Source organism: Tritonibacter litoralis (assembly GCF_009496005.1).
Lineage (GTDB): Bacteria > Pseudomonadota > Alphaproteobacteria > Rhodobacterales > Rhodobacteraceae > Epibacterium > Epibacterium litoralis.
The window spans coordinates 19886-39768 of sequence record NZ_WIBF01000012.1; the positions used below are offsets into that span (position 1 = coordinate 19886).

A 19883-nucleotide genomic window follows, 5' to 3' on the forward strand; every position below is an offset into this window, starting at 1 on the left:
GCACCATGAGACAAACCGCCGGTCGCGCCAGCGACTGGCACGCGCCTGCCCGCCCCACGGCGGGCGCGTTCCGCACCCGCCCGGGCAGCCGCTCAGCGCTCGTGCACAAACCGGGGACTTGGATCTAAAGCACCCATGGACATCAAAGCGCTCTCCACCAAAAGCTTCGCCACATTCGACCTCAACCGTGTGCCCTCACCCTGTTTTGTGGTGGATGAGGTCGCCGTTGAACGCAATCTGCGCATCCTGCACGACGTTGCCGACCGCTCAGGTGCAAACGTGCTGATGGCGCTCAAGGCGTTCTCTTTCTATGCGATTGCGCCCTTGGTGCAGAAATACCTCTCCGGCACCTGCGCATCCGGCATTTACGAAGCGCGACTGGCGCGGGAAAAATTCGGCGGAGAGGTCACCACCTATTCCGCAGGTTTCAAGGCTGCCGACCTGCCTGAGATCATCCAGCTGTCGGATCACCTGATCTTTAACTCCCCCGCGCAAGCCCGCCGCTTTGCCCCGCTGATCGAGGCAGCCCGCGCCGCGGGCGAGACCATCAGCATCGGCCTGCGCATCAACCCGGAACATTCCGAAGGCTGGAACGAGAAATACGACCCCACCGCGCCCTGCTCGCGCCTGGGGACGCCAATTTCACAGATGACCGATGCCGATTGGGAGGGGGTCGAGGGGCTGCATATGCACACGCTCTGCGAACAGGGGTTTGAACCGCTTGCCCGGACCTGGGCCGCACTGGAGCCCAAGATCGCGGACCTGCTGCCTCGCCTCAAATGGATCAACCTCGGCGGCGGCCACCATATCACCCAGCCCGATTATGACCGCGACGGGCTGATTGCCCTGCTCAGCGACATCCGCAGCCGCCATAATGTTGAGATCTTTATCGAACCGGGTGAAGCCTGCGCGCTGCATTCGGGCATTCTGGTTGGGGAAATTCTGGATGTGGCCGAAAACCACATGCCGCTGGCGATCACCGATATCTCCGCCACCTGCCATATGCCCGATGTTCTGGAAGCCCCCTATCGCCCCGACCTTCTGGGGGAGGTGGACAGCGATCACAAACACCGCCTCGGCGGGCCATCCTGTCTGGCGGGCGATGTGATCGGCGATTATGCCTTCCCGACGCCGCCGAAACCGGGGGATCGCTTCGCCTTCCTCGACCAGTCTCATTATTCCATGGTGAAAACCAACACGTTCAACGGCGTACCGCTGCCTGCAATTGCGCTGTGGAATTCCGACACCGACGCGCTAACCCTGCTGCGTGAACCGAAATACAGCGATTTTCTGGACCGTTTGTCATGACCTATTTCCTTCAGGGTGAACTTTCACCCCAAGAGCGCGATCCCTCCACCGCCCGTTTCCGGGTGATCCCTGTGCCGCTGGAACGCACCGTGTCTTATGGTGCCGGGACCAAAGGCGGACCCGAAGCCATTCTGGAAGCCAGCGTGGAACTGGAACGCCTGTGGGATGGAACGGAACCCTGCGCCCAGGGCATCGCCACGCTTGGCCCTGTGGACTGCACCGGATCCCTGCCGGAAGTGATGGAACGTATCGCCGCCCGCACCGCCGACGCCGTTGAAGCCGGAGCCATTCCGGTGACACTGGGCGGCGAACACGCGCTGTCCTATGGGGCCGTGCGCGGCGTCGCCCGCGCTCTGAACCGTCCCGTCGGGATCGTGCAAATCGACGCCCACGCCGACCTGCGTAAGGCCTATCAGGGCGAACGCCATTCCCATGCTTCGGTCATGCAGCTCCTGGCCGAGGAAGACGGCATCCGCATCGCCCAGTTTGGCGTGCGCGCCATGAGCCAGGAAGAGGTCGACCGCCGCGCCGCCTGCAATATCTTTGCGGTGGATGGCCGTGAACTGGTGACCAAGGGCCTGTCCACCGTCGACCTGCCCGCCGATTTCCCGGATGATATCTACGTCAGCTTTGATGTGGACGGTCTGGATCCCGCAATTCTGCCCGCAACCGGCACGCCCGTGCCCGGTGGTCTGGGGTTCTATCAGGCGCTGGATCTGGTTGCGCACAGCCTCAAAGGGCGGCGTCTGGTTGGTCTGGATGTGGTCGAACTGGCTCCCGAAGGCGCCGACAGCCGCGTTTCGGATTTCACCACCGCCCAGATCACCTATGCGCTGATGGCAATGGCAGACTAAACCTGGCCGGTTAAACCTGCAGGTCTGCGCCCCAACCCTGTGCCTGTGTGCACAGGGTCCCCTTTATTACGGTAGACCAGCCCCTCTTGTGCCAGGATCACACCGGTGCCATCTATTACCTGAGTAAAATAGATAGGTTTCCCAATGTCTCAGACGCAGATCCACGACACCGGCATTTTTCAAACCCCAAACGCGGCCAAATACCTGCGCCAGCTTTGCAAACACTTTGGTCACAAGATCGAGGTACAGCTGGATGAGGCCACGCCCGAGGCCCCCACTGCCACCCTGACCTTTGACCGCGGCCCAATCACGCTGACGGCGGACGCGACCCAACTGACCGCCACCGTCACCGGTCCAAACGCAGATGAGCTGGCCACCGCCCGCTATATCATCGACAAACATCTGGAACGTTTTGCGTTCCGCGAGGCGTTCACGAACATGACCTGGGCCGCATCCGCCTGAGGCCCCCTGCGGGCGTGTGTTCCCCGTCAGACTGCGATTTCCCCCGCCTGCGCCGTCTCCATATATTGGCGCAGGTCGTCGCCCGCAAATCGGGACAGACCCAGCATCAATTTGGCATAAGCCGCTTCCAGCGTCATGTCCTTGCCATTGATCGCACCAACTTCGGCCAGCACAGCGCTGGCGCTATAGGTGCCAATTACCACACCACCCGCCGCACATTGGCTGATCGCCACCAAGGGCACAGCCCGCCCCGCCAGATCATCCAGAAAGGCGCGGAACTCTGCGGTGCCCGGCACATTTCCGGACCCAAAGCACCGCAGGATCACCCCATCCGCGCGGCGGCACTGATCCGTCAGCATGGGAGGCTCTAACCCAGGGCTTAGGGTCACAATAGCCAGGCTCTGTCGCTGGAAAACATGGTGGCGCAGATCCGCCCCAACAACCCGTGGGGTCACCGCTTGCCCATCACTGGCAAAGGCCGCATGCGCCACCGAATGCACCTTTTGGATCCGACTGCCCGGCAACAGCTGCCCGGCAAATTGCAACCAGACGCCCGGCTCAGCGGTTTCAGCGGCAGCCATCGCCGCCACCAGATTATCCGCACCATCAGATCCCGCAACACGCAAGGGCACCATGGAACCGGTCAGGATCACCGGCTTGGCCAGCCCCTCCAATGCCAAAGTCACAGCCGCCGCCGCATAGCCCATGGAATCCGTGCCATGGGTCACCACAAACCCGTCATAGGCATCGTGACGCGCGGCAATGGCCGCCACAATCCAGTTCCAATCCGCCACCGTCGCTTGTGAGCTGTCCAGCAGCGGATCAGCCACCACCAGATCATAGGCCGCTGTCACCGCGCCAGATTCTGCCAGTTGCGCCAATGTCTCCTCGACAATCCCCGCCTTGGGCGCAAACCCCAATGGCGTCATGGCGCTGCCGATGGTGCCTCCGGTGTGAATCACACAAAGCCGCATAACATCTCTCCCCGAACTGCAATTCCCTTTCCCGCTGGCTTGCCCGCAGTCCCCAGCCGGGTCAACCCCGGCCCGTTGCGCTCCACGCAATTACAAACCCTTATGATTGCTTCACACTTGCGAAATATGGGCTTTCCCCTTGGGCCACAGCTGCTATATCATGCAATAACCGACACATTCGGAACGTTTCGCGTCATTCCGACCAGCCCGCGTGGGTCGTATTTACAAAATCCCTGTTGCCTTAGTGGATTTTGTTTCCTATAGGAAACTTGTGAGCCAATTTTGGCGCGCACCCTCTTTCCTGATTGCAAAGGCTTCCCGATGACCGACGCTGTCCGCAAAACCCCGCTTTATGATCTGCACCTCGAACTGGGGGCCAAGATGGTCGATTTTGCGGGCTGGTCGATGCCGATCCAATATGCGGGCATCATGGCGGAACATGCGCAATGCCGCGAAAAGGCCGCGCTGTTTGATGTCTCCCATATGGGTCAGGTGACGCTGCATGGCACAAACCCCGCTGCCGCCCTGGAAACCCTCGTCCCCGCCGCGCTGCAAACCCTGCCCGAAGGCAAGGCGCGCTATACCCAGTTCACCAATGACGCGGGCGGCATTCTCGACGATCTCATTGTCTCCAACGCGGGCGATCACCTCTTTGTGGTGGTCAACGCTTCAATGCGGGACCAAGACCTGCCTCTGATGGCCGCGCTGGACGGGGTTGAACTGACCGAGATCACCGACCACGCGCTGATCGCGCTGCAAGGGCCCAAAGCACAAAGCATCCTCGCCCCCTTGTGCCCGGTGGCAGCCGATCTGAAGTTCATGGAAACCACCACCGCCACGCTCCTGGACACGCCCGTGCGGATTTCACGCCTCGGCTATACCGGCGAAGACGGCTATGAAATCTCGATCCCCGAAGACAAAGCGGTCGAGATCACCCGCACCCTTCTCGCCCATGACGACTGCGCCCCCGCAGGGCTTGGCGCGCGCGACTCGCTCCGGCTTGAGGCGGGCTTGTGTCTCTACGGCAATGATATCAACGCCGATACCTCACCGGTTGAGGCAGGACTAACTTGGTCTATCCAGAAATCGCGCCGCACCGGGGGCGGCTTTCCGGGAGCTGCGCGCATCCAGTCCGAAATCACGGATGGCCCTGCACGCAAACTGGTGGGCATCAAACCCGAAGGCCGCGCCCCCGCCCGCCAAGGGGTTGAAATTCAATCCACAAGCGGCGACCCCTTGGGTCAGATCACCTCGGGCGGCTTTGGCCCCACCGTCGGCGGCCCGGTGGCGATGGGCTATGTGGCATCCCCCCACAGCACCCCCGGCACCGCAGTCAATCTGATCATTCGCGGCAAGGCACAGCCCGCAACCATTGTCGCGCTGCCCTTTGTTCCGCAAAACTACAAACGCTAATCCCAGCATTCTCTCTGCCCCAATTCAGCAAGGAGCACCCAAGTGACAACCTATTACTCCGAAGAACATGAATGGCTCACCGTCGAAGGAGACGTGGCCACCATTGGCATCACCCAACATGCCGCCGACCAACTTGGCGACATTGTCTTTATCGAACTCAAGGACGAAGGCGATGACTTCTCCCAGGGCGACGACATCGGCGTCATCGAAAGCGTCAAAGCCGCCTCCGAGGTCTACGCCCCCGTCGACGGCGAAGTGGTTGAAGCCAACGAGACCCTCGCCGACAATCCGGGCTCTCTCAATGATCAGCCCGAAGGTGATGCCTGGATCTACAAGGTCAAACTCTCCAACCCCTCCCAGCTCGAAGAGCTGATGGATCTCGCCGCCTACAAGGACTTCATCGGCTGACCCCTGATTGGGGCGCCCCCGCCCCTTTCATCTTTTCCCAAATACTTCCGCCGGAGGCTCCCGCACCTTCGGCCCGCGCTGCCCTTTTTGACCGGAGCACCCAAGATGGCGTTCAAACTCACCGACTACCAAGCCTATGATTTTGCCAACCGCCGCCACATCGGCCCCTCGCCGCAGGAAATGGCGGAGATGCTCAAAGTGATCGGCTTCAAAACGCTCGACGCGCTGATCGACGCCACGGTGCCCGAAACCATCCGCCAGCAAGAGCCGCTCGATTGGGGCCGCGCCCTGTCGGAACGCGATGCGCTGCATCACATGCGGGACGTCGCAAATAAAAACACTGTCCTGCGCTCGCTGATCGGTCAGGGCTATTACGGCACTGCCACACCTGCGCCGATCCTGCGTAACATCTTGGAAAACCCCGCCTGGTACACCGCCTACACCCCCTATCAGCCGGAAATTTCCCAAGGCCGTCTGGAAGCGCTCCTGAACTATCAAACCATGGTCTCGGACCTCACCGGGCTGGATATCGCAAACGCATCCCTCTTGGACGAATCCACCGCCGCTGCCGAAGCGATGACCATGGCAAAACGCTCTGCCAAGTCGAAATCCAACGCCTTCTTTGTCGATGAAAACTGCCACCCGCAGAACATCGCCGTGATCCAGACCCGCGCCAAACCGCTGGGGATCGAAGTGATCATCGCCGACCCGGACACGCTGGACGCCACCGCCGTCTTTGGTGCGATCTTCCAGTATCCCGGCACCTATGGGCATGTGCGAGATTTCACCAATCAGATGGACGCGCTCCATGAAAACAAGGCGCTGGGGATTGTCATCGCCGACCCGCTGGCGCTGGCGCTTCTGAAATCGCCGGGTGAAATGGGCGCGGATATCGCCGTCGGCTCCACCCAACGATTTGGTGTGCCCATGGGCTTTGGCGGACCCCACGCGGCCTATATGGCGACCCGCGATCAATTCAAACGCGCGATGCCCGGCCGGATCATTGGGGTTTCGGTCGACGCCCAAGGCAACCCGGCCTATCGCCTTGCCCTGCAGACCCGCGAGCAGCACATCCGCCGCGAAAAAGCCAACTCCAACGTCTGCACCGCCCAGGCGCTGCTGGCGGTCATGGCCTCCATGTATGCGGTCTATCACGGCCCCGACGGGATCAAGGCGATTGCCCAGACCGTCCACCGCCGCGCCGCGCGTCTGGCCAACGGGCTGGAAGAAAACGGGTTTACCGTTGAACCCGCAGTCTTCTTTGACACCATCACGGTTGAGGTCGGCGCGCTGCAACGCACCGTCATGCAGGCCGCTGTGGGCGAAGGCATCAACCTGCGCAAAGTCGGCACCACCAAGGTCGGCATCTCGGTTGATGAGATGACCCGTTATGACACAATCGAGGCCGTCTGGCGCGCCTTTGGCATTGATCGAAAGGCCACCCGTGACGCAGCCTATCGCTTGCCGGACGCCTCTTTGCGCACCTCGGAATATCTGACCCACCCGACCTTCCACCGCAACCGCGCCGAGGCCGAGATGACGCGCTATATGCGCCGTCTTGCCGACCGCGATCTGGCGCTGGACCGCGCGATGATCCCGCTTGGCTCCTGCACCATGAAGCTCAACGCGACCATTGAAATGATCCCGGTCACCTGGTCCGAATTTGCCGATCTGCACCCCTTTGTGCCCAAGAATCAGGCCACCGGTTATTATGAGATGATCGAGGATCTCAGCGACAAGCTCTGCCAGATCACCGGCTATGACGCGATCTCCATGCAGCCGAACTCCGGCGCGCAAGGCGAATACGCGGGCCTGATGACGATCCGCAATTACCATGAATCCCGCGGCGACGCAGGCCGCACCGTCTGCCTGATCCCGACCTCCGCCCATGGCACCAACCCGGCCACAGCACAGATGGTCGGATATAAGGTGGTGCCGGTGAAATCGGATGAGGACGGCAATATCGACGTGGCAGACTTCCGCGCCAAGGCCGAGAAATACGCCGATACGCTCGCCGCCTGCATGATCACCTACCCCTCCACCCACGGTGTGTTTGAAGAAACCGTCCAGGAGGTCTGCGACATCACCCATGAATTTGGCGGTCAGGTCTATATCGACGGCGCCAATATGAACGCCATGGTGGGGCTCTCGCGTCCCGGTGACATCGGCGGCGACGTCAGCCACCTGAACCTGCACAAAACCTTCTGCATCCCGCATGGCGGCGGCGGCCCCGGCATGGGCCCCATCGGGGTTAAGTCTCACCTGACGCCCCACCTGCCCGGCCACCCGGAACATGATGATGCGGTGGGTCCGGTGTCCGCTGCACCCTTTGGCTCGCCCTCGATCCTGCCGGTCTCCTGGGCCTATGTGCTGCTGATGGGCGGTGAGGGCCTGACGCAAGCGACCAAGGTTGCGATCCTCAATGCCAATTACATCGCGGCCCGGCTCAAGGATGCCTACCCGATCCTTTACACCTCCAAATCCGGGCTGGTGGCGCATGAATGTATCCTCGATACCCGCCCGCTGAACGAGGCCGGAAATATTACCGTGGATGATGTGGCCAAACGTCTGGTGGATTCAGGCTTCCACGCCCCCACCATGTCCTGGCCCGTTGCAGGCACGCTGATGGTTGAACCCACCGAATCCGAGCCCAAGGCCGAACTGGATCGGTTTGTGGACGCCATGCGGTCCATCCGGACTGAGGCGCAGGCGGTGATTGACGGGGAAATGGACCCTGAAAACAACCCGCTGAAACACGCCCCCCACACGGTGCGTGACCTGGTGGGCGACTGGGACCGGCCCTATTCCCGCGAACAGGCCTGTTTCCCGCCGGGTGCGCTCGGCGTCGATAAATACTGGCCACCCGTGAACCGAGTCGACAATGCCTATGGCGACCGCAATCTGGTTTGCACCTGCCCCACCATGGAAGACTACGCGGAATAGGCCGAACAACGCCTATCAAATTCCATCCTTTGCAAGCCAGGGCATAAAACTGCCCTGGTTTTGTTCTTTAAGTGAAAAAACTTAAACCAAAGGAACAAAGTGTTTTTTGCCTGACGCATTTGTCCGGTACTTTCTCAATGTTAGAAGCCTCCTTAGTTCTTTAAATTGGTCCCCTTTTATGAAAGCCAAAGTCAGTTTCAAACAACTGCAAGCCCTGGATGCGGTGGCGCGCTTGGGAAGCTTTACACAAGCTGCGCGCGAACTTGGGGTCTCACAACCCACTGTTTCCAATTTGATTTACACGCTGGAACGCCAATTCGGCTGCCGTCTTTTGGACCGCAGCGGCCATACGATCACGCCGACAGAGCAATTTCTGCAAATTGGCGGTCACATTAAATCCGTTCTCGCCCTCAGCGACACAATCACCCGACATCTGGTTTCAGGACAGGATCTGGTGACGGGCCGTTTTGAAATCGGCTATTCCGTGCATCAAATTGCCATTCCAATCATCGCCGATTTTGTCCGCGCTTACCCGGATCTTCAGGTCAATGCCAATGGCGATGCGGCGCAGGATCTGTTGGAAGATCTGCGCAACGGCCAATTGGACGTGGCTTTTATCACGCGCCACGAAATACCAACCGATTTATCCGGGATTGAGATCTGCAGCACCCGCATTGGCTTGGCGGTTCCGGTCGGCCCCGATGCCCCGGTAAAACCTGCCCTCAACTGGCTGGAGGTCGGGGATCTGCCGTTGATCCAACGCATGCCCGGATCCGGCACCCAGCGCATTTTTGACAGCGTCGCCCGCCGCCGGGGCCTGCCCCCCAAAGCCGGTTTGCGGTTTGGAAATTGGAGCTCTGCGCTGGCCATGGTCCAACAACGCCTGGGCGTCGCCATCGCGTTAGAGCGCGAATGCGAAGAGGAAACCGACATCCGATTTCTGCCGATCAACGATCCGCTGCTGACGGCCAAACATTTCCTGGTCTATCAAAGCGCTCTGTTGGACACCGCCCCGGTGCAACGGTTCTTGGAAACGGCCAAGGCGCACAGCTGCTGCACAGAAATCACCGCACCGGTGTCAAACCACAGCTCAGCGCGCGCTTAGGTGCTGCGCACAATTGCGCGCACCAATCAGGCCAAAGCTTTCATTGGTATAAAGATACACGGGCAGTTCCTGCCGCCAATCCGTGTGGCGTCCGCCCGCATTAAACGCCGCCAGAAAGCCCGCGTCCAACAGCTTGGGGTTTTTCTGAACAATGCCGCCGGTCACAAACACGCCGCCCCGCGCCCCAAGGGTCGACGCCAGATCGCCCGCCACCGCGCCCAAGTACTCTCCAAACAGAGCCACCGTGCGCGCCGCCACAGCATCGCCCGCCTCGGCTGCTGTAAAAATCTGCCGCGCATCCTCATTGCCAACGGGTTGCCCCGCAACCTCAGCCACCGCGCGATAAAAATACGGCAGGCCCGTGCCCGACAACAACGCCTCGGCCTCAACCATCAGATCTGACATGGCAACCTCCGGCCAAAGCCGCACCAGCGCTTCAAACACCGGCACCAGATCCGCACGGCGCGGACCAATGCTCACATGTCCGCCCTCCCCCGCAATGGCCGCCGGTTCATTTTCGCCAAAGACCAGCGCGCCCGCGCCCAGCCCGGTGCCCGGCCCCAAGATCAACCGCGGCCCGTCCGGAAATTGATCCTGCCCCTGGATCACCGCCACCTCTCGTTTGGTGACGGTCTCCAACGACCAGGCGGCCGCTTCGAAATCATTCAGAATTTTAGCGGAATGCGCACCACAGGCGTTCACCAACCGGGCTTCGCTGGTGCTTTGATTGGCATTTGTCAACGACACACGCCCATCGGCGACAATGCCTGCCGCCGCCATCACCACATGCACAGGAGAGCTACCTTCGGTCGCCACAAAGGCCGCGCAGGCGTCATCCAGCGTCACCGTGCCTTTGGTCGGCAAGGTCTGATTGCGCAACATCCGCCCATCATCTGCAACCGAGGCCAACCGCATATTGGTCCCGCCCACATCCGCAATCAAATTCCACATCTTACGTCTCCCGTCCGCAAGCACCTGTTATCGCTAACCGTGCTGAATTCCAAGCACAGGAGGTCCAGTCTATGCGTTATGTGGCCAAATCGTCAAAGGCTCCGGGCGCGCGCTGAGCCGGGAATTCGCCCTTTTCCACCATAAAATCGGACGGCAAACCTCTGTAGGGCGCAAAACATGCTGCATCGCAGCTTTTGCACCAAGATGTTCGGGGAATGACATGAGACGGCTTTAACCTGAGGCGCAGATCCCGGATCGGCCAACCCTTAGATTCGCGCGGTTCCGCAGGGACAGATCAGACGCCCAGGGAACGCCCAATCCGCTCAGATCTTTATGGTTAATGAGTTAGTGAGATCAGGCAAACAAGCTCAGCAAGACACTGCTTGTCCCGCCACCCGCGCTGCTGTCCAACGAACTCTGCGCCAAATAGCGGTTTCGGATGGTTTCAATATTCTCCGATTCCAGCAGTTCCGACAGGTCGGATGTACCAAAAAACGCCTCTGTACGATCCTGAATGTCACGTGCCTGACGGTCGATATCCAGCGCACCAAAGGAGCTTGGCAATCCCAGCACCACCTCAAACACCTCCCGCAGCGGGTTCGACGCCAGCACAGAAAACCACTGGGCGTCATTGTTGTCGGTGGTCGCCACAACGCTTTCCAGCCCCGGTTCAAACCCCAATGCAAATCGCATCGTTGGATCCGCCTCCCCAACCGAGGTTAGGAACTCTTGGTCCAAGTATCGGTCCAAAATAGCCTGCGCAAACCCGTCGGGATATTCAAACACTTCCTCGGTGACGGGCTGTGGAATATCAAAGGCGCGGGCAAAGGTTTCAAAACGTGGATCACGCGCGCCAACAAAATTTGCAAAAGAGTTCGGGTCGCTCAAATCCGATTCCAGAACGCGCTGCAGGTAATCCCGCTCATAGGCATTTTGGGTGGTGCCGCGCACATCCTCGTTGATGTCAAAGAATTCCAGGCCAAAGAAATCCGGCGCATTCAGCAGGAAGCCAAAGTTGACAAAATAGTCGCCCGCCTCTTCCAACGGCTCCCCAGCGGCGTTGATCATATCCTCCAGCTTGCCCTCAAACGGCTCTGGCGGTTCTTCACCCTCCGGTGTGGCGGCGATCAACGCCGCATGCGCCTCCCGATCCGGGAATTCAAAGGCTCCGGCCAGGGCCGCAAACCGCGGGTCCTCCGCCAAGTTGGCGACCGAATTTTCATCATCCAGATCCGAATTGAACACATCCCGCAGGTAATCCAGATCATCGCCCGCCTCTTCCAGGCCAAAGAGATCCAGCGCCGCTTCCAGCAAATCCGGGCGATCAAACAGGTCATCAACCGTTTCCAGGTTTGCAGCCTCATCCCGGAAGGCATCGGCAAAACTGTAAATTGTGGTTTCACCCTGTGGTGCAGAAGCCTGCTTGCCTGCAAAATCAAACGCTTCGGCAAAACGCACCAGGTTTTCGTTGCTCATCCGATTGACAAACGAGTTCGGGTCCGCCGGATCAGATTCCAGCACACTGCGCAGGAAATCGGTGTTTCTTGAAAACTGCTCAAGGTCGAAATGCGCCAGCGCTTGGCGCAGCACCGCGCGGTCTTGTGAGCTGTCGCTTAACAGCAGATCATCCGGAGTTTGATAATTGCCTAGCTGCTCGACAACCGCGCTCGCTGTGCCGGTCGCCCCTTCCAGCTGTGGACCGCCTTCGCCGCCGAAATTAAACGCAGTGGCCAGTTCCAAATACCGGGTATCTGACAACCGGTTGGGCAAGGAATCGCTATCGCTTGGATCGGCTTCCAGCACCTGGCGCAGCAGGCCTGTGTTGCCAATCTCATCCTGCAACCCAAACGCCCCCAAGGCCACGGTCAACGCGTTGCGATCGGCCAGCAGATCATCAACGGTTCGAATGTTCGCGAGATTCTCAACAAAACCTTCGGTTTCTCGTTGAATAACAGCATCTTGCGCCAGCCGCTCCTGCTGCTCGTCGCGGGTACGTACCAGAAAGTTATATCCAACCAGACCAGTACCAGAAAGAACGGGCGTAAAATTCATTCCACCACCTATGAGATCTCATCCAAAAGGGCGCAAACATTGCGATCGCTTCAAAAGGTGCGCGTTGCCCAAACCGGAACCTCACACCTTTTCCGCGATGAACCTAAGCCAAACCGCCTAAGAATAGATTAAACTGCGCGGCTCAGGGCTCCAGATCGTCAAAGGCGCCTGGCATCAATTCGCCCCAGAATTCGACCATTTCCATCTCAAGCAGGGCCGCCGCCCAGCCTGCGCGGCGAAACTCGCTGCGTTCCAGCTCATCTTCCAGACGGCTCAGAAACAGGCGCTTGTCTGCATCGCGCTGTGTCGGAGAGCGCTCACCTGCCAGCTCGCGAATCCGCGCCAGACGCGCCGCCCGCAATCCGCGCTCCCGCGCCTTGGCCTGATCCCGCTCGGCCTCTTTGCGCGCAGCGGCGGCGCGTTCCGCTTCCAGACGGGCCACCACCGCGGGGTCGACCTTGGGCTTTACGGGCGCTTCATCCTTGTAATCATCGCGCAGGGCCGCCGTCAGATATCGCACCGGGCTTTCGATCCCTTTGCGCCCGCCCAGATAATCCAGCTTTTCGCCCACATATTCTTCGCCATGTTCGGCAATCCACTGCCGCGCCAGCCGGTCCGACACGCCAACCGCCAGCAGCCGCTGGTAAATCGCGCCCTGCCGCACCCCGGCTCCGTCATCAATATCCAGCATCGCCAGCTGCGGGTTTTCCTTGATCAAAAACCGCACCTCGGCCACCTGCCGGCCCATTTTCTTGAACTCGGGCGTCAGGATGATGTTGGACGTCTTGTTGACCTCGGCCACCGCCGGTTTGATCACCTTGGCGTTCAGATGTTTGAAGCTCTCGTAATAGGCGCTGCCATCCACCCCCATCAGACGACGGAACAGATCAATCGGCCACCAGCCGGTCGAGCCTGTGCGCACAAAGCGATAGCAGTTCTCATACAGTGCCAGCGCATGACCCGAGGTGAACCGCCGCTGGATGTTCAGATTAATCAGGGCAAAGACCTTGGGGTCGTGCAGCTTTTCCGCCAAAGCAGGGGAATAGGCGTATTCACAGATCCCGCCCGACAGTTTGGCATAGGACAACAGCGACGACACACCCCATTCCTGTCGCCCCTCTTCATCCAGCATATCCCATTCCGCCACGGTTTCAGCCAAGGACCGCAGCGATTGTTTCAGCGTCTCCATATCATTGGAGTTATAGCCCACCATCATACACAGCGTGCGCGCATCGATCTGGTGTTTCTGTTTCGAGGTCAGCGCGTCATAGGCATTCAGCAGCAACACATTTGACAGCTTGCGCTGTAGCAATGTCAGCTTGCCCGAGATATGGATGGCCGCCACGTTCTTCTTGACCGACTGCCGCCGCAAGGGGCCGGTCAACTGCTGATGGGGAATTTCACTCTGCTCCATCGCCTGTCCTAAACATTCTGCTCTGTACCGATTCTGAGCGGCACCTTTTTCTGACCCCTTTATGCCATGAAAAGGCACCCACGCTCAATCCTGTGCTGGGAACCCTTCAAAGGGACCCGTTTACAGGAACCGACCATCCCGTAGACGGGTTCCTTTACGCGCAACACTGTGGATAACCCTGCCCTGCGCCCGCAAACACAACCGATTATTGCGCCAGATCACCCCGAATTAAGCTATTTTAGAGCCAAACCGGGAATCGGTTCCCCTGTCCCTGCGAATCGGAACCCCTCCTCCTGCATCCGGGTGCCAATGATCCCGCATCCAGGTGCCCCAAGCCCTGTATACGGGTGCCTTATTGCAGATTACGTATTGATATATAACGGTTTTCCACGCGCAAAGATTCTAAAGTAGATTCAACAAATACAAGCTTTAAGGCCCGCGTTGTTGCTTCTTTTTCAGAATTTCAAGAGGTTTCGCTGCGAAACCCCAGCCTTTGGCGCAGAACTTGATAAAATGCGTGCGCTGCAATTCTGCGATTCACAGAGCGGCCAAGATGTGCGATGATTTGCACGATAACGCCGAAAACAGGCGATCTGACCGAGGCACAGCACACATGGCAAAGAAACCCGAGACCCCGCTTCCCCCGTATTTCAATCTGGACCCTGAAACCGCTGCTGGCAAGCTTGGACCGCTGGTGGACACCGCCCGATTTGCCAAAGCCGCCGCACTGGCAGGGCGTGGACGGGATGATCTGGCCAAACGCGGCTACTCTCCGGATGGGCAGAAACGATTGCGCAAATTCTCCACCTGGGAGATCTGCCGCTATTTGATCCCGGTCCAGGCAGCGCATCTGCGGCGGGTTCTGAACAAGAACCCCGACCTGCCCCAAGGCGAAGGCAGCGCCGGATCGCGTTGGTTCACCCTCGAGGAAGTGCTGCAACTGCGCGACCATTTCGCCGAAGAAGGGGTCAGCACCAAAGAATACCGCCCCTATCGTCCACAAAACCTTAAGGCCAAGACCGTAGCGGTAGCAAATTTTAAAGGTGGTGTTGGTAAAACATCCACTGCCGCACATCTGGCCATGTCGGCGGCACTTGATGGCTACAAGGTCCTGGTGGTGGATCTGGACAGCCAGGGCTCGATGACCTCGATCATGGGCGGCACCGTGCCCGATGAATGGAGCACGGTATTCCCCCTGCTGGCGCGAGACTATGCCGAACATATGCAGGCCGAAAACAAGATCCGCGCGGCAGCCGGTGATCCGGAACTGCCCTTGGACGAAACCCTGACCGAAGCCCTGACGGTGTCCCTGGGCGATGTGGTGCAGAAAACCCATTGGCCCAATATCGATCTGATCGGGGCGCAGCTGAACCTGTATTGGGCGGAATTCCAGATCCCGGTCTGGCGCATGGGGCTGCGCAACTGGCCACTGTGGGACGCGCTGACAGACGCGCTGGAGAAAGGCGGCGCGCTTGACGACTATGACATCATCCTCTTGGACACGCCGCCGGCGCTTGGCTATCTGACCATCAACGCACTGGCCGCCGCCGACATTCTTTTGGTGCCTTTGGGGGCGTCGTTTCTGGAGTTTGATTCCACGGGGCGGTTCTTTGATATGCTCTACTCCACCTTTGCCTCGATCGAGGATGGCGAAAACGCCGGTCGTCGCCGCGCGGGCCTGCCCGAGATGAAGTTTGAATGGGATGTGGTGCGCGCCCTGATCACCCGGTTCGACGCCAGCCAGCAGGCGGATCTGGCCAATGTGATCCAGGCCTATTTCGGCGATTTTATGAACACCCATCGCCAGGACTATACCGCGCTTGTGGGTCAGGCCGGCGAAAGCGTCTCTGGCATCTATGAAGCGGATTACCGCAACTTCAACCGCGAGACGTACACCCGCGGCCGCGAGGTCTTTGACCGCACCTATGCCGAGTTCAAAGAGCTGTTGATCGGTGCCTGGTGGCGTGACGCACAAATGGCCGAGGCTGAGGGTGGTTTCGCTGCGAAACCTGAGGAGGCGATCTAAGATGGCACGACGCAGACAGTTGGAAGCCCCGTCCGCCGAGGCGCTGAAAGAAATCGAAGCAGGCATTGATCAAGAGCTGAGCCGCACCGCCGTGCGCCCGCCGATTGCCGATGTGGTCGCGGATGCCGCCATGCGCGCCTCTCCCCTGCCCCAGGCCGACCGCGAAGCCCAGGCCAAGGACAAGGCCGACGCCGAACGCTTGCGCGAGGCCGAAGGCAAAGGTCTGGTCGCGGTGGAAATCCCCATCCACGAGATCACCGCCGATGCCCTGTCGCGGGACCGGATGGATCTGGATGAGGATGAGATGCAGGAGCTGATGACCTCCATCTCGGTCAACGGGCTGCGCCTCCCGATTGAGGTCTACGTCCCGCAATATGTGACCGACGGTGGCCAGTTCGGCCTGATCTCAGGCTATCGCCGCCTGGCCGCCATCCGCCGTCTGAACGCCAAAAGCGGCGGCGCGCGCTATACCACCATTGCCGCCTTTGTCCGCGAACCCAATGGGGTCAAGGACGCGCTGATTGCGATGATCGAAGAGAATGAAGTGCGCGCGGGCCTCAGCCAATATGAACGCGGACGCGCCGCAGCGATGGCGGTGTATGACGGGGTATTCACAAGCGTGGACGAAGCCGTCTCGGTCCTGTTTCAAACCGCGTCCAAGGCCAAACGCTCCAAGATCCGCTCCTTTGCGCTGGTGCACGAGGACCTGGGCGATCTCCTGTCCCATGCGGTCAGCTTTAGCGAACGCCAGTGCTTGCGTCTGGCCGCTGCCCTGCGCGCGGGCCTCACCGAAGACATCCGCGCGGCACTGGAACGCGCCGATCCCCGCGACGGCGAAGAAGAATGGCTGGTTATGCTGCCTTTGGTCGAACAGGCCGAAGGCGCGACACCCGATCCGGCTCGCGGCGGACGCCCGAAAATTCACCAAAAGCCGGTGATGGGCAAACGGGAAAAGATGGCCAACGGCGTCGAAATCCAGCGCGAAAGCGGTCCCAATGGCTATGCGATCCGGTTCTACGGCGATCACGTGACCGCCGATCTGGTTGATGCAGTGATGGACAGCGTCCGGCATTTGCTGGAACCTAAGTGACCCTAAACCATTAGTTAGACACTAATCAGTCCCGGAGCGATCCGGGCCTTTTGCGTTTTGAACCATCGGAGGTTTCGCTGCGAAACCTAAGGGCGATCTTGGGGCTTTCATAATTCTGTATCGCCTCTATGACAGGAAGGGACGTTGGCAAAGCCGGGCCATTTGGGCCGGGCCACAGAAGATGGATTTGAAGATGACAGATCGCACCCAGTTTGTTCGTTCCCTGGCCGAAGAAGCCGCACAGCTTGCCCTGAAACTACGCCGGGACCAAGGCGCGGATTTCATTCAGGCCAAAGGGCACCAGGACTTTGTGACCTTTGCGGATCGCGCCGTAGAAGAGCTGATCCGCGCCCGGATCGAAGAAGCTTTCCCGGGCGAAGATGTGCTGGGCGAGGAAGAAGGCCAGACCGGCGACGGCCCCCGTTTGTGGGTTGTGGATCCCATCGACGGCACTGCGAACTACATGCGCGGTGGCGCGGATTGGGCGGTCTCCATTGCCTATGCCGAAGATGGCGTGCTGCGCCATGCCGCCATCTGCGCGCCCGAATTGGACGTGACCATCTGGTCCGAAAAAGGCGCAGGCAGCTGGACCCGCCACGATGGCCAAGAACGGGCGCTTGCGCTGTCCACTTGCGATGACGTGCGCGCAGGTACCCTGATGCTGGGCTGGTCAGGTCGCCAGCCCGTGCCCTCCCATCTGGAAACCATCCAGAACGCCCTGGGCGCAGGCATGGAATACCGCCGCAACGGCTCGGCTGTGATCAGCCTTTTGGCCGTCGCCATGGGCCGCGCCGAAGGCTATTGGGAGCGTTACGTGAACCCCTGGGATGTCTTTGCCATGTGGCTGATCCTGGAGGAAGCCGGCGCGGTGATCGAAACCCTGCCCGTCCTGGATTACATCGGCTCTCCCAAACATTTCCTGGCCATGGTGCCGCAGTTGGAAACCGAACTGCGCGCCATTGTCGGAACCCTGCCGCCTGTCGATTAAAACCGGCGATATCCTACACGGGAGGTTTCGCAGCGAAACCTCCCTGCCCGCCTCTGCTGCGTCTGCCCGGTTTCGCAGCGAAACCCCCGCCTTTCTCCGAATGACAGATTTGCCACCGCAGCAACTGCGTTGTCATGGAAGCACCATGAAAGTAGGTTAGGACCCGGCGGACCCGCCATCCCGGCAGGCTGTGTTTTAACCAGGGGCGGTCAGGACCGCAGGATTTTTAAGGAGCCCAATATGCCCGCACAAACCATTTCGACCCAACCGATTGATGGTCAGAAACCCGGAACCTCGGGGCTGCGTAAAAAGACCCGCGTGTTCATGGAACCGGGCTATGTTGAAAACTTTGTTCAGTCGATTTTTGACGCCATCGACGGCGCCGCGGGCAAGACATTTGTGGTCGGCGGTGACGGTCGCTTTTTCAATGCCGAGGCGATCCAGACCATTCTGAAAATGGCCGCCGCCAATGGCGCAGCCAAAGTGATCGTGGGCCAAGGCGGTTTGCTGTCGACCCCAGCGGCGTCGAACCTGATCCGCAAGCGCGGCACCGACGGCGGTCTGATCCTGTCTGCCAGCCACAATCCCGGCGGCATCGATGCGGATTTTGGTCTGAAGTATAATATCGCAAACGGCGGCCCGGCCCCCGAAGGCGTCACCGCCCGTATCCTGGAACACACCAAAGCGATCACGGAATACAAGATCTCGGATGCCGCGGATGTAGATCTGTCTGCGCTTGGGGCGGCGACCCTGGACGGCATGGCGGTAGAGATTGTGGATCCGGTCACCGACTATCAGCTGCTGATGGAAGAGCTGTTTGATTTCGACGCCATTCGCGCCATGTTCGCCAGCGGCTTTACCATGCGGTTTGACGCGATGCATGCGGTCACCGGACCCTATGCCACCGCAATCCTCGAAGGGGCCCTGGGCGCGCCTGCGGGCACCGTTCTGAACGGCACCCCCAGTGTTGATTTTGGCAAAGGCCACCCGGATCCGAACCCGGTCTGGGCCAAGCCGCTGGTGGATATGCTGATGGCCGACGATGGTCCCGATTTTGGCGCAGCCTCCGATGGGGACGGCGATCGCAATATGATCCTAGGCAAAGGGATCTATGTCACGCCGTCCGACAGCCTGGCGGTGCTGACCGCCAATGCGCATCTGGCACCGGGCTATGCCAAAGGGCTGGCAGGGGTTGCGCGCTCTATGCCGACCTCGGCCGCCGCGGACCGTGTCGCAGCGAAACTGGGGATCGATGCTTTTGAAACGCCGACCGGCTGGAAGTTCTTTGGCAATCTGTTGGATGCAGGCAAAGCCACGATTTGTGGCGAAGAAAGTGCCGGCACCGGGTCGGACCATGTGCGCGAGAAAGACGGCCTGTGGGCGGTGCTGTTGTGGCTGAACGTCTTGGCCAAACGCGGCGAAAGTGTCGCGGCGATCATGCAGGATCACTGGCAGACCTATGGGCGCGATTACTATTCTCGACACGATTATGAGGCGCTGCCAAGCGAAGAGGGCGATGCCATCATGTCCGACCTGCGTGCCGGTCTGGCGGATCTGTCAGGTCAAACCTACGGCGCGCTGACCGTGGCCTCGGCGGATGAGTTCTCATACCTTGATCCGGTGGATGGCAGCGAAAGTCACAAACAGGGGATCCGCGTCTTTTTCGAAGGCGGCGCGCGGGCTGTGTTCCGCTTGTCTGGCACGGGCACCGATGGGGCGACGCTGCGGGTCTATCTGCAGATGTACATGGGCGAGGGCGGCGATCTGCTGCAGGAGACCCAGGCCGCGCTGGAGCCGGTGCGTGCGGCGGCTTATGAAATCGCAGGCCTGGCCCGTACCGGACGGACAGAGCCCACGGTGATGACCTGACCCAAGGCCAAGGCGGGCAGGGGAGG

The 19883-nt window shown here is 60.0% G+C and carries 15 protein-coding genes; 11 read left to right on the forward strand and 4 right to left on the reverse strand.

All coding sequences use genetic code 11. The annotated features are described in order from the left end of the window. Window positions 1-135: 135 nt before the first annotated feature. The 3 genes from GFB49_RS16515 to GFB49_RS16525 all read left to right on the forward strand — a co-directional run bounded on the left by GFB49_RS16515 (window position 136) and on the right by GFB49_RS16525 (window position 2624). Window positions 136-1308, forward strand: a complete 1173-nt coding sequence (locus GFB49_RS16515; protein WP_153217043.1) for a carboxynorspermidine decarboxylase — start codon at window positions 136-138, stop codon at window positions 1306-1308. After that, entirely contained in the window at window positions 1305-2162 is an 858-nt protein-coding gene (gene speB, locus GFB49_RS16520; RefSeq protein WP_153217044.1) for an agmatinase, read from the forward strand. The genes GFB49_RS16515 and speB overlap by 4 nt, the downstream gene beginning before the upstream one ends. Window positions 2163-2306: 144 nt before the next feature. Beyond that, the gene (locus GFB49_RS16525; RefSeq protein WP_153217045.1) at window positions 2307-2624 is read left to right on the forward strand and encodes a DUF2218 domain-containing protein; all 318 of its coding nucleotides are present in this window, start codon (window positions 2307-2309) and stop codon (window positions 2622-2624) included. A gap of 26 nt (window positions 2625-2650) precedes the next feature. On the opposite strand, the gene GFB49_RS16530 is transcribed toward GFB49_RS16525, so the two are convergent. After that, window positions 2651-3598 carry an asparaginase gene (locus tag GFB49_RS16530; RefSeq protein WP_153217046.1) on the reverse strand — a complete coding sequence of 316 codons (948 nt, stop codon included), beginning with the start codon at window positions 3596-3598 and terminating at the stop codon, window positions 2651-2653. A 321-nt stretch (window positions 3599-3919) separates the two neighbouring features. Here GFB49_RS16530 and gcvT point away from each other — a divergent pair, with 321 nt between their 5' ends. The 4 genes from gcvT to GFB49_RS16550 all read left to right on the forward strand — a co-directional run bounded on the left by gcvT (window position 3920) and on the right by GFB49_RS16550 (window position 9467). Next, on the forward strand, window positions 3920-5011 hold the full coding sequence (gene gcvT / locus GFB49_RS16535) for a glycine cleavage system aminomethyltransferase GcvT (protein ID WP_153217047.1): 1092 nt from the start codon (window positions 3920-3922) through the stop codon (window positions 5009-5011). A gap of 42 nt (window positions 5012-5053) precedes the next feature. Then, entirely contained in the window at window positions 5054-5419 is a 366-nt protein-coding gene (gcvH, locus tag GFB49_RS16540; protein ID WP_343032614.1) for a glycine cleavage system protein GcvH, read from the forward strand. Window positions 5420-5524: 105 nt separating this feature from the next. After that, the gene (gene gcvP, locus GFB49_RS16545) at window positions 5525-8362 is read left to right on the forward strand and encodes an aminomethyl-transferring glycine dehydrogenase (protein ID WP_153217048.1); all 2838 of its coding nucleotides are present in this window, start codon (window positions 5525-5527) and stop codon (window positions 8360-8362) included. A gap of 178 nt (window positions 8363-8540) precedes the next feature. Beyond that, a complete protein-coding gene (locus tag GFB49_RS16550; protein WP_153217049.1) occupies window positions 8541-9467 on the forward strand; it encodes a LysR family transcriptional regulator in 927 nt (308 codons plus the stop codon). On the opposite strand, the gene GFB49_RS16555 is transcribed toward GFB49_RS16550, so the two are convergent. From GFB49_RS16555 to GFB49_RS16565, 3 genes are all read right to left on the reverse strand, one after another. Beyond that, on the reverse strand, window positions 9453-10418 hold the full coding sequence (locus tag GFB49_RS16555; RefSeq protein WP_153217050.1) for a glucokinase: 966 nt from the start codon (window positions 10416-10418) through the stop codon (window positions 9453-9455). The two genes, GFB49_RS16550 and GFB49_RS16555, sit on opposite strands and share 15 nt — an antisense overlap. Window positions 10419-10772: 354 nt before the next feature. Further along, entirely contained in the window at window positions 10773-12470 is a 1698-nt protein-coding gene (locus GFB49_RS16560; protein WP_153217051.1) for a DUF1217 domain-containing protein, read from the reverse strand. A gap of 142 nt (window positions 12471-12612) precedes the next feature. Then, window positions 12613-13884 carry a replication initiation protein gene (locus GFB49_RS16565; protein ID WP_153217052.1) on the reverse strand — a complete coding sequence of 424 codons (1272 nt, stop codon included), beginning with the start codon at window positions 13882-13884 and terminating at the stop codon, window positions 12613-12615. Between the two features lie 613 nt (window positions 13885-14497). Here GFB49_RS16565 and GFB49_RS16570 point away from each other — a divergent pair. The 4 genes from GFB49_RS16570 to GFB49_RS16585 all read left to right on the forward strand — a co-directional run bounded on the left by GFB49_RS16570 (window position 14498) and on the right by GFB49_RS16585 (window position 19857). Further along, complete coding sequence (locus GFB49_RS16570) at window positions 14498-15910, forward strand: AAA family ATPase (RefSeq protein ID WP_153217053.1); 1413 nt, start codon at window positions 14498-14500, stop codon at window positions 15908-15910. A gap of 1 nt (window position 15911) precedes the next feature. Further along, a complete protein-coding gene (locus tag GFB49_RS16575; protein ID WP_153217054.1) occupies window positions 15912-17000 on the forward strand; it encodes a ParB/RepB/Spo0J family partition protein in 1089 nt (362 codons plus the stop codon). 193 nt (window positions 17001-17193) lie between these two features. Then, complete coding sequence (locus tag GFB49_RS16580; RefSeq protein ID WP_194269375.1) at window positions 17194-17988, forward strand: inositol monophosphatase family protein; 795 nt, start codon at window positions 17194-17196, stop codon at window positions 17986-17988. Window positions 17989-18228: 240 nt separating this feature from the next. Then, window positions 18229-19857 (forward strand): alpha-D-glucose phosphate-specific phosphoglucomutase, encoded by a 1629-nt coding sequence (locus GFB49_RS16585; protein ID WP_153217056.1) that lies wholly within the window; start codon window positions 18229-18231, stop codon window positions 19855-19857. Window positions 19858-19883: the final 26 nt, after the last annotated feature.

Bases quoted from the DNA above. Each gene is read 5' to 3' on its own strand.
- gcvT (WP_153217047.1), top strand. From the start codon at position 3,920: ATGACCGACGCTGTCCGCAAAACCCCGCTTTATGATCTGCACCTCGAA.
- GFB49_RS16585 (WP_153217056.1), top strand. From the start codon at position 18,229: ATGCCCGCACAAACCATTTCGACCCAACCGATTGATGGTCAGAAACCC.
- GFB49_RS16570 (WP_153217053.1), top strand. From the start codon at position 14,498: ATGGCAAAGAAACCCGAGACCCCGCTTCCCCCGTATTTCAATCTGGAC.
- GFB49_RS16560 (WP_153217051.1), bottom strand. From the start codon at position 12,470: ATGAATTTTACGCCCGTTCTTTCTGGTACTGGTCTGGTTGGATATAAC.
- GFB49_RS16550 (WP_153217049.1), top strand. From the start codon at position 8,541: ATGAAAGCCAAAGTCAGTTTCAAACAACTGCAAGCCCTGGATGCGGTG.
- gcvP (WP_153217048.1), top strand. From the start codon at position 5,525: ATGGCGTTCAAACTCACCGACTACCAAGCCTATGATTTTGCCAACCGC.
- speB (WP_153217044.1), top strand. From the start codon at position 1,305: ATGACCTATTTCCTTCAGGGTGAACTTTCACCCCAAGAGCGCGATCCC.
- GFB49_RS16555 (WP_153217050.1), bottom strand. From the start codon at position 10,418: ATGTGGAATTTGATTGCGGATGTGGGCGGGACCAATATGCGGTTGGCC.
- GFB49_RS16575 (WP_153217054.1), top strand. From the start codon at position 15,912: ATGGCACGACGCAGACAGTTGGAAGCCCCGTCCGCCGAGGCGCTGAAA.
- GFB49_RS16580 (WP_194269375.1), top strand. From the start codon at position 17,194: ATGACAGATCGCACCCAGTTTGTTCGTTCCCTGGCCGAAGAAGCCGCA.
- GFB49_RS16525 (WP_153217045.1), top strand. From the start codon at position 2,307: ATGTCTCAGACGCAGATCCACGACACCGGCATTTTTCAAACCCCAAAC.
- GFB49_RS16530 (WP_153217046.1), bottom strand. From the start codon at position 3,598: ATGCGGCTTTGTGTGATTCACACCGGAGGCACCATCGGCAGCGCCATG.
- GFB49_RS16565 (WP_153217052.1), bottom strand. From the start codon at position 13,884: ATGGAGCAGAGTGAAATTCCCCATCAGCAGTTGACCGGCCCCTTGCGG.
- GFB49_RS16515 (WP_153217043.1), top strand. From the start codon at position 136: ATGGACATCAAAGCGCTCTCCACCAAAAGCTTCGCCACATTCGACCTC.